This is a genomic window from Candidatus Culexmicrobium sp., assembly GCF_058356305.1.
Map to the genome: position 1 here is coordinate 26,140 of NZ_JBTVBB010000023.1, position 15,734 is coordinate 41,873.

Sequence of the window (15,734 nt, forward strand, 5' to 3'; positions counted from 1 at the left end):
AGCCTGAAACTTCACGGTTTCATATTTAGAAGTAAAATGGTGAAGTCAAAATGAAGTCTTACATTAAAGAAAATGATAACGTTCTACTATACTTAACAAAAAGAAGAACATATCTAGTAAAAGTGAAGCAAAACAATATGCTACACACACATAGAGGATATATTGATCTTAGCAACCTTATAGGGAAAAGATATGGAGAAACAGTTAGAAGTCACTTGAACACTGATTTTATTATACTCAAACCAACAATTAGAGATTACATTCTCAAATATACAAGAAAAACCCAAATAATCTATCCTAAAGACATTGCACTAATGATTTTCTATAGTGGCATAGGTCCAGGAAGTATAGTCATAGAAGCAGGAACAGGAACAGGAGCACTCACAAGCGCACTTGCATACTATGTAAGGCCAACTGGCAAAGTATACAGCTATGAAATTCGAGAAGACTTCCTATTAAATGCGAAGAAAAACTTAGAAAAATCAGGATTAATTCAATATGTTGAATTAAAATTGAAGGATATAACGGAGGGAATAGATGAAAAAAATGTGGATGCAATTTTCCTAGACCTAGCAACACCATGGCTTGTAGTGCCTCACGCCTATAAAGCCCTTGCAGATTGGGGAACCTTCATAAGTTTTAGTCCAACAATTGAACAGGTAATAAAGACTGTAGAAGCTTTAAAGGAAAACGATTTTATAGCAATAGAATGCATGGAATGTTTAATGAGAAAAATAATGGTAAGTCCAAGTGGAACAAGACCAGAATCCCGCATGATTGGACATACAGGCTATATTGTATTTGCAAGAAAAAAGCTGAGGGAGAAACATGAAGACTAAAGTTAAAATACTCCTCCTATTAGCATACCTGTTAGTATCAACTTCCACAACATTAGTTCTGGGCAAAAATATATTATCGCTAAATGGAAAAAATGGAGGAACCTACATTTATACAATAACAGTTGACGATGAAGGAGTAGCTCACATAGAAATTGAATATACAACATTCGAAAACAAGGGTTCATCATGGGTGTTAGTACCCAAAAACTTCACACCATGGAAGTATGAAGTTATAATGGGAGAAATTACAGACTATAGCATAAGTAACGCATACACATCAACAGGAGAAAAATATGTATTTTATAATAACTTCACATTCAACTATGCTGGTATTAATGGATTCAAACTCCTAATTTCATACAATATGAATTATGGATCCATAATTGTCGAACCAAAAGCCTTCTTCTACTCACCTCAAATTGGATTCAATCCGAAAGATAAAGCAATAGTCTATGTGAGATTCCCGAAATCAGCAAAACTAAAAAAAGAAGCCATGGCACCTCAACCTGAAGCTATCTCAGAATACAACGATTACATTGAAGTTGAATTTAAATTGGAAGCAAACATGGTAAGAATAGCCATAGAATACATAACAGATAAACCCCTAGAAGAAACAATAGTAAAAGAAGGAATATTTCAAGTTAAAACACCAATAAGATACGTTAACTTAGCTGAGAGACTATTAGAAGCCTATAAAAAGGTATATAGAAATATGACAGAAATTTTCGCAGTGAACCTAACCAATGTAAATATAAAATTCTTCGCCCCCACACTGGAAGACCTATGGATTGCAGGCTTCATACCATTTAATGGAACACATCTAGGTGAAATAAACTTAAATTTATTCTTTGTAAGAACAGCAGTAGGATACTGGGAACAAATTGCTATACATGAACTAGTACATCAATTTGTTTGGGCCGCTGGAATTTCACCAAACATACTCTGGTTTCATGAGGGCTTAGCAGAATATATCAGCTATGAATTAACCTTAAAGGCTGGATGGATGGGAGCTGAAAGTAAGAGGGAAAAACTTGAAGAATTAGCAGAAACACTTAGACCTAACTTCGGCTTCGTGCAGAAATGGCGTCCGGGAAAGCAAGAAAAAAACATCATAGCATACTATGCAGCATCATACATGGTAGTAAAGGAAATAGCAGAAAACAATGGTGAAATTGAATTCTATAAATGCTTCTTCAATAAAATAAAGGGACTTGGAAATATTACTACAATAGACACCCTAATACACTATTTGAGCTCATGCTCGAAAATAGACCTATCATCAAAGTTTGCTAAATGGGGATTCATAATAGTTGACGTATATATAGTACAAGAAGCAATAAGAAGAGGAATGCAAATCATAAAAGAGCAATTACCCATTGCTCAACCATGGCTATTCATAGCTAGAAAATTGATTGAACAAGCTGAAATCGCACTTGAACAAGGTGATTTAAAAGCAGCCATAATTAAAGCATCAATTGGTGAAACAATAGCGAGAACCTCTCTAACATTAACAATAATAACTTTAGTAGCAATCATATTACTAGTTTTAAGGAGGATTAAATATGAAGAAGAAATGGAATTATAATGAAATAAAAATTATAGGCTTAAAGGGTATCCCAATAATAAAGGAAGGAGATGACATAGGAGAAATAATATGCAATGTAGCCAAAAAACAACAACTAGACATTAAAGATGGAGACGTAATTGTAATTGCCAGTAAAATTGTTGCTAAGGCTGAAGGAAGACTTGTAAATCTTAACACAGTAACACCATCAATATTTGCACAAAGAGTAGGTGAATTAACAGGGAAAGATCCTAGACTAGTAGAGTTGATTTTTCAAGAAAGCAATAAAATTGTAAAAATGAAGGGAAGACACTTAATCATGGAAACTAGACATGGATTTGTATGTGCAAATGCAGGTATTGATAAATCAAATGTAATGGGTGAGAAAGAGATAGTATCACTACTGCCAAAAGATCCAGATGCTTCAGCTAGAAAAATTATGAAACGCATAGAAGAATTGACAGGTAAAAAAGTTGCAATTATAATTTCAGATACATTTGGTAGAGCTTGGAGAAGAGGACATGTTAACTTTGCAATAGGAGTAGCAGGAATGAAACCAATAAAGGAGTATATTGGACGATCAGATATGTTCGGATATACTCTAAGAGTAACTCAGATGGCAATTGCTGATGAATTAGCAGCTGCAGCAGAACTAGCAATGGGTAAGGCTGATGGAATACCAGTTGTCATAATCAGAGGATATGATTATCCAAGAGGAGATGGAACAGCTCAAGAACTAATCTATCCAGAAGAAAAAGATCTATTTAGATAACTTCCTTATAGCTTCCCTAACCATATTTAAGCCGAGGGAAGCAAGTTCTTCAGCACAATCTGCATCTAAACTTTCACTAAAAATTCTAAATACAGGTTCTGTCCCTGAAGGTCTTAACAAAAGCCAACTATCATCATCAAAAACAATTTTTAAACCATCAATATTGATAATCTCCCTAAAATTAAGGTTATCAAGTCTAGATTTAACATAGTCTAAAACTTTATCCTTAATCCCTTCAGGACATGAAACCTTATATTTGACTTGATGGAAACTTGGAAACATCTCTATAGCCTTACTTAAGCAGTCATATTTAATTAAAATCTCCAACATCTTTCCAAGCGCTAGTGCAGGATCACCATAAAGCATATTTTCAGGCCAAATATACTTCCCAGATTCCTCAAAAGCAAAAACAACCTTATCTAGAGACTTAATCGAGGAAGCAATTTCAGGAGGTCCAATCCTTGTAAAAATGACCTCGCCATTAAACTCCCTTATAACATGTAAAACAAGATTTGATGTATTTATAGGACAAACAATAACTCCACCACCCCTACACGATAATTCTTCACGAGCAAAAAGACAACCAACAACATCACCCCATAACACTCTACCTAACTCATCAACAAAGAGACATCTATCACCATCACCATCAGTAGCTAAGGCGAAGTCAGCTTCCACCATACTAGTTAGCCGCGAAGTCATTCCAAGTAAATCAGGATGCAAATCAGGTCCACGTCCAGGAAAATATCCACTAGGAAAATCATTTACACATAAAACTTCACAACCAAACTCTCTAGCAATAAATGGAAGATAAAGAGATTGAGCACTATTACATAAATCCAAAACTATTCTACATCCTAAACCCCTAACACGATTAACATCTATAAGTTGAATTATAGATCTGTAATAAATTTCAAGAATATCATATTCATCAATTTTAACAACTTCACCAGGATTAAAAGATAGCCCATTCAAATCCTTAGAAATTAAGGATTCTAAGACCTTACCCTCCTCTCTAGTCAATTCCGCAGTATCTCCAAGAAAGAAAAGTATTCCTCCAAATTCAGGTGGAACATGACTAGCTGTAATCATAATTGCTCCATCTAAATTAAAACTCCTAGTAACTTGAAGAAGTGCAGGTGTTGGTAAGATACCGCAATCAATAACATCTATTCCACAAGACAATAAACCAGCAATACATGTCTCAAACAACATACGTGAATGTAAGCGCACATCCCTACCTACAGCAACAGTTCCAGATCCTCCAATAAAAATTGCAAAAGCTCTTGAAAGTTTGAAAACTAAATTAGGAGTCAAAAACTTGTTAATCTCACCACGTACACCAGAGGTACCAAATAGTCTTATAGAAGCCATAACTACCCTATTAAATAAAATGGAACAATATCCAAATAAATTTCATCTACCACGGAGGATTCAAAGATAAGCCGACAACCAAACTAAGTAAATAAACACCTATAAGAAGAAAAACCAAGTCAAAATCCAAAATTTTCAACACAAACATGAAAAGTAATAATACAATTAAAACAAACAGATTACTTGTAACAAATAGTAAAGCAAATAAAATCATTGAAAGAACAAACACTGATAGTGAAATTTTAATACTAATTTCAGTCCCTTAATTTTGAGAATTAAAAGGTATTTAAGGACTCAAGAAAATGCTTTCCAAGGAAAGAAAACACATAAAAATAGCATTTAAAGCTATAAGTCAAAACTTAGAGAAAGCATTATTACTCTGGATAATATACTTCGACATTTTACTTATAATTTCAACAATAACAATAATTGGAGTACATTCAGGAAAAATAATTGAAGAAAATCCAGCTGTAAAGTGGATATTTACGAGAAATCTATTAGAAACCATTACTTGGTCATTAGTAGTCAATGCAATTTATGCAACTCTCTATATAATAGTGTGGTTAATGTCCTTAGCCTTAAGTGCCGTGTGCTTTAAATCAACATCAAGTAAGAAGTATGAAAAAATGGAGGGAATAAGCAACCTATATCCAATATTCACTTTCTCAATGCTACTTTTAAACTTAACAAATGATCTTTCAATACTATTTATAGGTAGATCGATTCTAGGTGTCAACTACCTCCAATATCAAAGTATTTCAATATCACTGAGCATAGCATATCTATTAACATTCTATATATCATTAATTCACCTTAAAATCAATAACAAAACCATTAAAGACACATTTCCATCCACTATGGAAAAGAGCCTAAATAAGCGATTTAGCTCAAAAAAGAAACAAAAAAGAAGAGAAAATGAAAATTGGCGAGCTAATTTTCAAAAAAATTAAAAATAAGAAGAGAAGAGAAAAATAACTCAAAAACGATTAGAAGAAAAAAGAAAAAACTGAGAAATAAAGTGAGAAAATCAATTAAAATGAAAATTTTCCGAGTAGAAAGCTTTTTAAGTAAGTTTTAATCTTTAAAAAAGACTAGGTGAAATGTACACTCAAATCTTGGTTGGGAGGGCGATAGGCCGTCATATATATGGAAGCCTCTATGGCTGTCCGAAGGAACTCTTAAGTAGCCATGAATATATCAGAGAAGTTGTAATAGAAGCAGTTAAAGTAGCAAAGGCAACTCTATGTCAAGTGGAATCCTACAATGTTGAAGATTATGTTGCAGCCATAGCAATAATAATGGAATCCCACATAGCCATTCATGCATGGCCAAACCATAATTATGCAACAGTTGATGTATACACGTGTGGAGATACAGACACTGAAGCTGCCTTCAACTATATAATAGAAAAATTGAAACCAAAGAAATACACAAAATATTTTGCAGATAGATCAAGTTAACAACATACAATAGATAGGGAGGAAAGCAGTTGAATACAGAGAAGAATAGATGTGTTTATTGTGGAAAAGAAAGTGAAGAAGTAATTTGTGACAAATGTCTAAGCGAGAGAGACATTGAAAGAATAAAGAGAGAAACACTCTTTAAAATCGATGGCATAATGTCATTAAATGTTTTCAGAAAATTTCTCCTAATAGCAATAGCAAGAAATTTCCCAACAATAATGACTGAATACTTTAATGGAAAAAACTTTTTCCCAGAAATTGAAGGGAGAATAAAAGTTCATGCAACAAAAAGAGAAATTATTGGTAGCTTTGAAATTAGAAGTGGAGAAATCGTTGACATCGTGAGGGCAGAAAACATTCAGAAAATTTCATATAAAAGTAGAAGCAAACTGACAAGCTTAAAATGGAGATCAATATATAGGGAGAAAGGAGAAATTCAAGGAGTTGCAACCATCTGGACACTAAGAAATCTCCATACAGCAGGAGTAAAATTAGAAACACTAAACATAAAACCATTGATATTAAGGAGAAAATTGTTAGCCAAAGAACATTGAGAGAAGCCTCAGTAATGGTGTAGGATAAATTCCTAAAATTACAGTGGCAAATGCTAAGATAAGCATTGGAACAGTTACAAGTAATGGAGCTTCATGAACTTCATTTAAATGCTCTGGTAAAGGTCCAAAGAATATTCTTCTAATAGTCCATAAGGCATATCCAGCAGTTAAAACAGTACCTATCAATGCAACAATAGTTATGATTAAACGAGCTGTATCATGAGCCTCAATAGCTCCAGCAAATGCACCAGTAAAAATCAGCCATTCACTCTGAAAACCATTTAGGGGCGGTGTACCAGCAATACCCAGGAAGCCTATTAATGTAAAGATGGCGGTAAGGGGCATTTTACTAGCTAAGCCCCCAAGTTTCTTTATACTCCGTATACCGTGAGTTTCAAGTATAATAGCACCGGCCATCATGAATAGAATAGCTTTGCAGGTACCATGACTAACATAATGAAACATTGAGCCACTGATTCCCTGAGGATAACTGCTAGCAATTCCGAACAAAAGATATCCCATCTGAGAAACACTTGAATATGCTAACAACCTCTTTATATCATCTTGAGCTAAAGCCATAACACCACCATAAACCATTGTAATTAAAGCTAAGACACTAAAGATCAAGCTGAATTGTTCAAAGACTTCAGGGAATACAGCGAAAGCTAATCTAACTAAGGCGTAGCCTCCAAGTCCAATCATTGCAGGAGATAAAAGAGCACTGATCGGTGTAGGTGCTTCTGCGTGTGCATCTGGAAGCCATGTATGTAATGGGACAACTGCCATTTTCACTGCAAATCCAAGAAACATTGCCAATACAATCCATCGTAGAAGTTCTGGTGAATGCGGTCCCTCATGAACTAGTGATAATAATACAGGTATGTCAAAGGTTCCAAAAGCCGCATAGACAGCTAAGATACCTGCCAATAAAGATAATGCACCAATGTGAGTATATATGAAGTATTTCAAGGCAATTTTCTCTCTTTCACCATAACCCCAAATGTTAATTAAAGCCCATGAAGGAACAAGCATTAATTCCCAGAAGAAGTAAAATTGTATTAAGTTAGTTGCCATAGCAGTGCCAAGCATACCCACCGCATATAATAGATACAATGCATAATAAGCTCCATGACCAGATCCATGCTCACCCAATTTATGTTCCATATAGGGCATCGAGTAAATTGCTACGACAGTACAAAGCAATGCTATAGTGAACAGTATAGGTGTACTTAAACCATCAGCCATTAATCCAAAGTTTAAACCTACAGATGGAGCAAGTGGCCAAACCCCAAAAACCGTTCCATTCTTCGAAACATAATCTATTAGATATAACGTAATGAGAGTAGTGTAAGCCAATGGAATAAATGCAAGCCAACCAGTTTTCCAGCCAAGACGTTTACTAGAAAAATAGACTATTGGAACGAAAATTAAGGGTATAACTAAGATTTGAATGAGGAGACTTATTGGACCCGTCATGAGATAACCCTCCCAAATTCAGCGTCAATCAATTGCATTATGCAGTCTATACTAAATATATAAAACATTTATGCTACAACAGATCATACATATCTGTGAAAATTAAAATCGACTTCCATTAGCTAGAATACTAGGAATTCTTTCATCAAGAATGAATTTAACTATTTCATCAGTCTTCCTAAATAAATTTTCAGAAACTATATTCATCCTAAATGCTTCATATAATTTATCTCTATCCAGAATAGAAACATTACCCTTATAATCAACACAGACATCAACCTCTAAATCGACATATCGAATAAAATTCGAATAAATTTCTATTGGCGTATTAATATTAATATATACACCTTTAAACTCACCACTACTGGAGAAATATTTAGTTTCTAAAAACCATCCTCCAATCATAGCTCTTGTTATAGCATAATCACCTGGAGACTTCTTAATATTTAATCCATCATAAACACCAGGACTAGTAATAACACGTTTTAACTCAATAGCACCAGTAGACTCATCGAAATATTCAATTCTCGCAGGTCCAATGTTTATAATCTTTCCATCTAATTTTACATGTTTAATTGAGATTTCATCATCCTCTTGAGGTAGATTAGTAGATAATATCTGATTAAAACGCTTCATCACCTCTTCAACACTAGAACCTTTTCTTAGAAGTGATTCAGCCATATCCACTAGGGTTGAGAGTTCAATGTTAAATGACTTCAAATAATGATGGCCAGGTATTGTTGGGGACACCCTACTACGAATATCATCGAGAACTCTCTTAGATTCAGATGGAAATTCGACATCTAAGAAATTTAATCCATTCATTAAAATAGATGGAGCGTTAACACTACTAGCCTTGTTAACAAATGAGTTATATTTATCAAGGAGTCTTGAAATCTCATCTCTTAATTCCTCCCTAGAAACTGAAAGAGCAGCCGACCTCCAAATAATACCCCAACCTCTAGGCTTTAACTCTTGACCAAGCTTCATCAGAAATGAACGTTTATCGGGATCCTTAATTTTTCTACTAATCTTAACAGTCTCCTTAGGTATCAAAATTGCATAGTTACCAGGAATCTTAATGTCTGTTGATAAGAAAGCATATCTACCACCCAGATGTTCTCTATCAACTTGAACAATAATTTCGTTGCCAATAGAAACACTACTATCCTTTAAAATTCCAAAGACCTTAGGCTCTATCTCCACATAACATATTCCTCTAGACTTGTCAATCTCTCTGACCACCCCCTTGTATATAGCGTTAACTTGAGGTTTCCAGTATCTAATAATTGCATCTATCAATCTGCTATGAAGAATGGAGACTATAGAGTTTTTAATTTCAGGTAAACACAAAATATTTACACCTTGCTTATCCATTCTATCATAAATATCAACATCATAAGGTTTCGGTGAATCATACAAATTGAATCTCTTTTCAATCACAATTGAAGGCTGAACAATTTCAAAATTTTCATCTAAAAAAATCTTAGTTAATGCAGTAGCATAGATCCCTCTAATCCTCACTCTATACATTCCATCACCTCTAGGAACATTCAACTTTGAAGACACCGTTTATCTTAGTAACTTTGAAATTAACACCAAGAAACATCCTCATCAATCTAATATTAGTTGAAAGATGCTCAGTTACAGTTCTAACTAGAAAAGAAGAGGAGCCTTTAGCCAACACCATATATGGAATCAGCATATCCGCTAAATGAATATCCACAGTTGAATTAGAAGCTAACTCGACTAAAAGCTTCTTAGCGGCTTCTCTACCAACTTTTTCACTAGGCTTTCTAAGGGCTCCAATAGCATCTGACCCTAATCTACATCCCCCATTAAACTCAGCCCATAAAGTTAAAGAGCTACCTTTCTGAAAGGGATTTGAGAAGTCATAGACCACATCAATATTGACATCTACATTGATACCTTCAGACCTCAATAAATTTAGTGCAGATTTAGCTTGACGATCAGCAACTCGTCTCTCCTTGAGAAAAGTACATACAGAAATACCTCTAATATAATCAAGTCTACCTCTTCGGTCAAGGCATACTGATTTAAGTCTATCTGCTGGAAAAACTCTTAGGGTGACCCATCCCATCCCCTTAGGATAATACCCATACTTTAACACTTCAACTGAAGCATCAACATTAAATTTCCTCAAAACTGGCAATAGAACATGTTTTATATAATTTATAGTAGGAGAGAAGTGAACATCTGTCCCTCCTTTTATAATGTCGATCTCAACTGAGTTGTCAGCTAGAATGCATATTGGGAGAACAGTTAAAATAATCATCGGAATACTTCCAGCAGTTCCAATTTCAATGGTAAACTTTCCTCCCCGGACACCCTTAGGCTTAAAGTAAAGTTCATCTGAACCCAGAAAAGCTCCTTCAACATGAGCATTACATAGCCTTGCTGCAATCAAAACAGCTTTAAGATGTTGAGGCTTTAAACCTGAAGGTTTACGCTTCGCTCTAATATTGAAAATGTGCAGATCCTCATTTAAAACAGCTGACAAAAACAATGATAAGCGTAAGACTGTACCACTGCCACTTCCAATAGACCCATTAACTTCTATCATTAACCCCACCATAAATAAAGGCAAGAAACTAGTAACACTTGAAACTACTCCTCCTTAGATTTTACGTCTACCCTATAAGTCAATTCGCTTTTTTCCTCTTAATTTTTTTGAAACAAATAACAAAAGTAGGTGAATATCATACAAACGCTAAGTGAAGTTAGGAAGAGGATGGTGTCAAAGAAATTAGGATTATCAACTTAGACTGAGCTTAAAGGTACAATGATTATGGTATCTTCATAGCCCTAATAGAATTAGTAGAGCGCCAATGGCCAAGAGGCCCACAGTAATACCAAGCATATTATAGGACAATATTCCGGTCTGTATCCTCCTAAACATGTTTGAGAAGAACACTGTAGCTCTTGCAATCGCATAATTTCCACCATCAATTATTCTAATCTCCAAATCCCTGAACAAGCTTAAACTTGCTCTTATAGTTGCATTTGCAACAACATAATTTATCCTATCAATTACAGCTTGTTCTAAACCTCTAAATAGCCCTTGACTTAAACTCATAATTCCATTAGCAACCCTATAATTCATTCTATCAATTACTGCTCTTTCAAGCTTTCTGAAGAGAATTACACTTAGATCGATTAATGAATAAACGAATACTTTATAGTAAGTTGGATTCATATACCATCTATTCCGGAGGAAGCTATAGATTGGCTTCAAACCATATTTATTAACAAATCTTTCAGGATCAACTTTCTTTGAGACATACATTAAATATCCAGGTACTCCACCAAGGAGTAGCATTGAAGCTGTTAAAGCAAGAGTTATAAGTTGTACAGGTATTCCAGCTGGAGCCTTAGCAGCCCCTGCAAGTGTAAATATGGTCTTTAATTTATGGTTATGATGAGGATGTATTGATGGTTCAAGAAACTCATGTAGCATATGCTCAAATTCTAGGCCCATAGCCCCAATAGCAATGGTTGCAATCGCTAATATTGCATATGGAACCCACATTACCGGAGGAACCTCATGTATATGATGACCATGATGTTCAAGCTCCTCTAAATGGTGACTCTTCTTACCAAGAAATGTTATACTTATCATCCTTATACTGTAAAAGAAAGTCATTGCAGCAGTTATAGCTGCTAAGGCAAGCAACGCATATTGACCAGACTTAAAGCAAGCTCCAAAAATTGCCTCTTTGCTCCAGAATCCACTTAATGGAGGGATACCGGAGAGAGATAGAGCTCCAATTAACATGCATATAAAGGTTATAGGCATCTCTCTTCTTATTCCACCCATTTTAAACATGTCAGGTGTTTCACATTCATGTAATACAGATCCTGCAGCCATAAACAGTAATGCTTTAAATATTGCATGGCTCATTAAATGGAAAACACCAGCTACATAACCATAAGCTGCATACTCTCCAGCCAAGCCACCAGCACCAAGACCAAGCATCATATAGCCTATCTGTGAAACAGTTGAGTAAGCTAAAACTTTCTTTAACTCTCTAGCAACCATTGCTTGAGAAGCAGCTAGAAAAGCTGTAAATGCCCCAATCCACGCAACGGTCAAGAAGAATTGATTTTGAGCAGCAAGTATTACGCTTTGAACACCATCGTGAACTCCCTCAACAGCTAATCTAAAACTTTCAGTGAAAATTGGAAAAACCCTAGCAGTAAAGTATACTCCAGCCTTAACCATTGTCGCCGCATGTATTAAGGCTGAAACAGAAGTGGGGCCAGCCATAGCCTCTGGAAGCCATTCATGTAATGGAAATTGAGCAGACTTACCTATTGGACCACCAAACATGATTATCGCAACAGGTATGAGTAGTCCGAGCTTAGCCAACTCAACTATCCATTCATGATTTTTTTGAAGCTCCATAAAATTAAAGGTTCCAGCCTGAGTAAAAATTATGAAACTTGCAATCATTAAAGCTACATCTCCTGCCCTAGTCATAATAAAAGCCTTCATACCAGCATGAGATGGAGGAATATTCCCAACCCATTTTTCACGCTTGTCACTATACCAGAAACCAATAAGCTGATAGCTACATACACCCACGCCCTCCCATCCGAAGAGCATTTGAAGAATATTGTCCGACATGACTAGAAGAAGCATATTTCCAATAAAGAAGTTCATAAAGAACCAGTATCTAGTCAAACCCTTCTCACCATGCATATAACCTAAGCTATAAACTAGGATTAGAGATGAAATCCAGGCAACAACATTAGCCATCAAGACACTTAACGGATCTACAAGAACACCTACATCAATCTTAACTCCAGGAACAATCATCCACTCAAGTCTCCAGTCAGCTGGTATGGGAACCATACCTTTGCCGGGGATGAATATCTCACCGTTAATAACTGGTGGAATCATGGAAGCTGCCATAACTGCAGCTAGAAATCCGGTTAGAACTGCTATGTAATCTCTAGCTTTTTCATTAATCTTTGCCATAAGAGGCATTGAGAAGGCACCTATTATTGGTATCAGCCAGCACAGCCATGGAGAATAGGGAATCAATCATTATACCCCCAATCACAGCCACTAACTACATGGATATCAGTTCAAATAGAAAGAGATGGTGAAGAATATAAAAAAGTAACGTTTACAGAGACACACTTTCAATCTCACGGTTGCGAGTCCTTAATCTTGAATATATAGATTACTTTTGAGTACTCTAAGATTTCAAGTTTAGTATTAAGTAATGATTCTAATAAGCCTTGAACAATATCTAATGGTAAAACTGGATAAGAAACTTCAATAACATTGTCATGAAGAGAAAATCTGCCAAAACCATGAAGAGTCAGAAACTCTAGAATCTTCTTTCTATGCTCAGGTTTTTTAGGTGAAAAACGCCAAAAGTGGATGCGAGGTCTCAAACACGAAGACATACTTTCAACAGCCTCTTTTCTTTTATCTTCAGGAATAAGGTTGAGTAGCTCAGTAAGTAAATCTGCAGGAACAATAGAAACCCTACATGGATGGATATAGAATATTCCACGATTTATATCCCACTCATCTAAAGTATAGATTACTGCTAAATTAAGGCAATAATTTACAAATTCCTTTAAATGGCGAAAGCGACCAGACTTCAACGCTACTTCAATATAAGCTAAAGCATTATCGTTAATTTCAATAGTAGTAATTTTCCCCATAAGGATTCACTATACATATACTATCAAAATAGATTAAAATGAATATTTCTATTCTTCCTTAATTCAGAATATTAAACTTACAGTTAATGCAATATATTTATATATTCTGTAATATTTCAGTATATTTCGAGGGATTATGAGGGCCATAAGAATGGTTAAGGTTAAGATGTTGGTAAGAAAGGATCATAAAGAAAAAGTAATTGGCATACTGAGTAGTAATTCATTTCATCTTTCAGGATTTATCAATGAAATTAATGGATGGGAAAATCTCATACCTATAAATGGTATGCCCAGAGGATCTAATTCGACATATATTGAAGGGTGGATACCCGTCAACGATATTGAAAAAGTCATCGAGGACATTAAAAAAGTTACAGATGGAAAATGTGTACTTGAAATTGAAGAACCGGAACATGAGGAAGCTCCAGTAATATTAAGGAATTCATGGATCTTAAGACCGTTTGAACGCATAGTTAGAGCCTTCGGAATACCAGCCTATGATGAAATAGATCCAACTCCAATAATGGCATTCTTCTTCCCGTTAATATTTGGCATAATGTTCGCAGACATCGGTCACGGAATATTATTAGCCATCACTGGAATAGCAGCCTTAATCGCAGATAAAAAAGGAATCAAGGGCAGTGAGATGATAAACTATGTAATCGAAAACGGCAGTCTATTTCTACTTTGTGGAATCGCATCAATCATTTCAGGAATAATTTTTGAAGAGTTTTTCGGCTATCACATAAAAACATTACCATTTAAAATAACTATTCCAGAGCCTATAGGAATAAGGTTTCCATTTAGCCCAATCGAACAACCAATGACCATGCTCAAGCTCAGTTTATTAGTGGCATCAATTCATCTTTCCTCAGGACTCATGATTAATTTAATTAACAAACTAATGAATCGAGAGTACCTTGAAGCTTTCATTGAGCCGGGCTGTTGGTTATGGTTTTACGTTGGCTTCATAATTTCTATTTTCATTAACAAATTAGACATAATGGCCTGGATTAAAAACCCGCTAACATTATTTGGAATACTTCTACCATTAATGTTAATGTTCTTCGGAAAAATAGTAACAGGAGATCCAACTGAAGGATTCTCTCTAACGTTTGAAGCAGCAATATCCTCACTAAGCAATACTATTTCATACGGTAGACTTTTAGCCCTATCCTTAGCACACTCTTTAATGAGCAGTATGTTTGTAAACATGTCTGGAGGAAGCATATTAATTTTGGCGATCGGAACAATTGCCACAATGCTACTTGAAGGTTTAGTTATATTTATTCACACCACAAGGCTAATGTGGGTTGAATGGTTCTCCAAGTTTTACAAAGGAACCGGAGAAGAGTTCCAACCATTACAAAATTTTTAAGAAACTGTACTAATTAACAGGTTATTGGGAGAAAAAATGTTTGTAGAGCCTACTCCAAGGGTTATTGAAGCCCTAAAAACAGCCATCAGAACCATTGGCCTGGAAAAATTTCTGCTTGAAGTTAAAGCATCAAAGAATGAGGTTGAAAAGTGGATAACTGGTGAAGAATGGGTTCCACTAAGTGCAATTAGTATAGCTTGCAGAATTAATAGATCCTATGAAAGGTCATTTAACAGTTTAAGCGAGGTTATACAAGATTCAGTTATAGTGACCGAGAAACCGATTCTAAAGAAAAAGTTTTTAAAAAATGATGTGAAGAAGCGCGAGATAAAGATAACGGTCCAAAAAGAGGAGGAGATAGAGGAGATTATCAGAAAGAGGAAGGAGCTGTTTAACGTTCTAATGATAAAGAGCACCCTACTCTTGGCACTGATGATTCCATTTATATTATTAGGATATTTTATTGGAAGCATGCATAATAAAACATCTGCAAATATTGGGATGGTTACTGGAATCATAGTGTGGTTATTCATTATAATTGCATATACGCTAATCACACCCATCAAGAAGGATTAGTAATGGATTTATAAAGAAAACAAGTGATTACATTA

The 15,734-nt window shown here is 35.2% G+C and carries 14 protein-coding genes; 8 read left to right on the forward strand and 6 right to left on the reverse strand.

Annotation, left to right across the window (positions count from 1 at the left end; translation table 11 throughout):
- Window positions 1–50: 50 nt before the first annotated feature.
- From ACW8TM_RS07245 to cofE, 3 genes are read left to right on the forward strand one after another with little or no spacing between them, the layout of a single operon-like run.
- The gene (locus tag ACW8TM_RS07245; protein ID WP_491532620.1) at window positions 51–839 is read left to right on the forward strand and encodes a tRNA (adenine-N1)-methyltransferase; all 789 of its coding nucleotides are present in this window, start codon (window positions 51–53) and stop codon (window positions 837–839) included.
- Window positions 829–2,424: a hypothetical protein gene (locus tag ACW8TM_RS07250; RefSeq protein WP_491532621.1), complete on the forward strand. Its 1,596-nt coding sequence runs from the start codon at window positions 829–831 to the stop codon at window positions 2,422–2,424. Before ACW8TM_RS07245 ends, ACW8TM_RS07250 begins: the two co-directional genes overlap by 11 nt.
- A complete protein-coding gene (cofE, locus tag ACW8TM_RS07255; RefSeq protein WP_491532622.1) occupies window positions 2,402–3,175 on the forward strand; it encodes a coenzyme F420-0:L-glutamate ligase in 774 nt (257 codons plus the stop codon). Before ACW8TM_RS07250 ends, cofE begins: the two co-directional genes overlap by 23 nt.
- Here the strand turns inward: cofE and ACW8TM_RS07260 are convergent.
- Window positions 3,164–4,549: a hypothetical protein gene (locus ACW8TM_RS07260; protein ID WP_491532623.1), complete on the reverse strand. Its 1,386-nt coding sequence runs from the start codon at window positions 4,547–4,549 to the stop codon at window positions 3,164–3,166. The two genes, cofE and ACW8TM_RS07260, sit on opposite strands and share 12 nt — an antisense overlap.
- 302 nt (window positions 4,550–4,851) lie before the next feature.
- On the opposite strand from ACW8TM_RS07260, the gene ACW8TM_RS07265 reads away from it, so the two are divergent.
- The 3 genes from ACW8TM_RS07265 to ACW8TM_RS07275 all read left to right on the forward strand — a co-directional run bounded on the left by ACW8TM_RS07265 (window position 4,852) and on the right by ACW8TM_RS07275 (window position 6,566).
- On the forward strand, window positions 4,852–5,499 hold the full coding sequence (locus tag ACW8TM_RS07265; RefSeq protein ID WP_491532624.1) for a hypothetical protein: 648 nt from the start codon (window positions 4,852–4,854) through the stop codon (window positions 5,497–5,499).
- A gap of 150 nt (window positions 5,500–5,649) precedes the next feature.
- Window positions 5,650–6,009 (forward strand): adenosylmethionine decarboxylase, encoded by a 360-nt coding sequence (gene speD, locus ACW8TM_RS07270; RefSeq protein ID WP_491532625.1) that lies wholly within the window; start codon window positions 5,650–5,652, stop codon window positions 6,007–6,009.
- Between the two features lie 29 nt (window positions 6,010–6,038).
- Complete coding sequence (locus ACW8TM_RS07275; protein WP_491532626.1) at window positions 6,039–6,566, forward strand: hypothetical protein; 528 nt, start codon at window positions 6,039–6,041, stop codon at window positions 6,564–6,566.
- On the opposite strand, the gene ACW8TM_RS07280 is transcribed toward ACW8TM_RS07275, so the two are convergent.
- The 5 genes from ACW8TM_RS07280 to ACW8TM_RS07300 all read right to left on the reverse strand — a co-directional run bounded on the left by ACW8TM_RS07280 (window position 6,549) and on the right by ACW8TM_RS07300 (window position 13,745).
- Window positions 6,549–8,042: a complex I subunit 4 family protein gene (locus ACW8TM_RS07280; RefSeq protein WP_491532627.1), complete on the reverse strand. Its 1,494-nt coding sequence runs from the start codon at window positions 8,040–8,042 to the stop codon at window positions 6,549–6,551. The genes ACW8TM_RS07275 and ACW8TM_RS07280 overlap by 18 nt on opposite strands.
- A 102-nt stretch (window positions 8,043–8,144) precedes the next feature.
- The gene (locus ACW8TM_RS07285; protein ID WP_491532628.1) at window positions 8,145–9,575 is read right to left on the reverse strand and encodes a ribonuclease FAU-1 family protein; all 1,431 of its coding nucleotides are present in this window, start codon (window positions 9,573–9,575) and stop codon (window positions 8,145–8,147) included.
- 10 nt (window positions 9,576–9,585) lie between these two features.
- Entirely contained in the window at window positions 9,586–10,626 is a 1,041-nt protein-coding gene (rtcA, locus tag ACW8TM_RS07290) for an RNA 3'-terminal phosphate cyclase (protein ID WP_491532629.1), read from the reverse strand.
- 234 nt (window positions 10,627–10,860) lie between these two features.
- Entirely contained in the window at window positions 10,861–13,110 is a 2,250-nt protein-coding gene (locus ACW8TM_RS07295) for an NADH-quinone oxidoreductase subunit 5 family protein (protein WP_491532630.1), read from the reverse strand.
- A gap of 107 nt (window positions 13,111–13,217) precedes the next feature.
- Complete coding sequence (locus ACW8TM_RS07300) at window positions 13,218–13,745, reverse strand: hypothetical protein (protein ID WP_491532631.1); 528 nt, start codon at window positions 13,743–13,745, stop codon at window positions 13,218–13,220.
- A gap of 136 nt (window positions 13,746–13,881) precedes the next feature.
- On the opposite strand from ACW8TM_RS07300, the gene ACW8TM_RS07305 reads away from it, so the two are divergent.
- Together ACW8TM_RS07305 and ACW8TM_RS07310 are read left to right on the forward strand one after the other, a co-directional pair.
- The gene (locus ACW8TM_RS07305) at window positions 13,882–15,123 is read left to right on the forward strand and encodes a V-type ATPase 116kDa subunit family protein (protein WP_491532632.1); all 1,242 of its coding nucleotides are present in this window, start codon (window positions 13,882–13,884) and stop codon (window positions 15,121–15,123) included.
- Window positions 15,124–15,159: 36 nt separating this feature from the next.
- Window positions 15,160–15,699 (forward strand): hypothetical protein, encoded by a 540-nt coding sequence (locus tag ACW8TM_RS07310; protein ID WP_491532633.1) that lies wholly within the window; start codon window positions 15,160–15,162, stop codon window positions 15,697–15,699.
- The last annotated feature ends 35 nt before the right edge of the window (window positions 15,700–15,734 follow it).

Excerpts from the sequence above, each read along its gene's own strand:
- ACW8TM_RS07245 (WP_491532620.1), top strand. The coding sequence starts at position 51 with ATGAAGTCTTACATTAAAGAAAATGATAACGTTCTACTATACTTAACA.
- ACW8TM_RS07250 (WP_491532621.1), top strand. The coding sequence starts at position 829 with ATGAAGACTAAAGTTAAAATACTCCTCCTATTAGCATACCTGTTAGTA.
- cofE (WP_491532622.1), top strand. The coding sequence starts at position 2,402 with ATGAAGAAGAAATGGAATTATAATGAAATAAAAATTATAGGCTTAAAG.
- ACW8TM_RS07260 (WP_491532623.1), bottom strand. The coding sequence starts at position 4,549 with ATGGCTTCTATAAGACTATTTGGTACCTCTGGTGTACGTGGTGAGATT.
- ACW8TM_RS07265 (WP_491532624.1), top strand. The coding sequence starts at position 4,852 with ATGCTTTCCAAGGAAAGAAAACACATAAAAATAGCATTTAAAGCTATA.
- speD (WP_491532625.1), top strand. The coding sequence starts at position 5,650 with ATGTACACTCAAATCTTGGTTGGGAGGGCGATAGGCCGTCATATATAT.
- ACW8TM_RS07280 (WP_491532627.1), bottom strand. The coding sequence starts at position 8,042 with ATGACGGGTCCAATAAGTCTCCTCATTCAAATCTTAGTTATACCCTTA.
- ACW8TM_RS07285 (WP_491532628.1), bottom strand. The coding sequence starts at position 9,575 with ATGTATAGAGTGAGGATTAGAGGGATCTATGCTACTGCATTAACTAAG.
- rtcA (WP_491532629.1), bottom strand. The coding sequence starts at position 10,626 with ATGATAGAAGTTAATGGGTCTATTGGAAGTGGCAGTGGTACAGTCTTA.
- ACW8TM_RS07300 (WP_491532631.1), bottom strand. The coding sequence starts at position 13,745 with ATGGGGAAAATTACTACTATTGAAATTAACGATAATGCTTTAGCTTAT.
- ACW8TM_RS07305 (WP_491532632.1), top strand. The coding sequence starts at position 13,882 with ATGAGGGCCATAAGAATGGTTAAGGTTAAGATGTTGGTAAGAAAGGAT.
- ACW8TM_RS07310 (WP_491532633.1), top strand. The coding sequence starts at position 15,160 with ATGTTTGTAGAGCCTACTCCAAGGGTTATTGAAGCCCTAAAAACAGCC.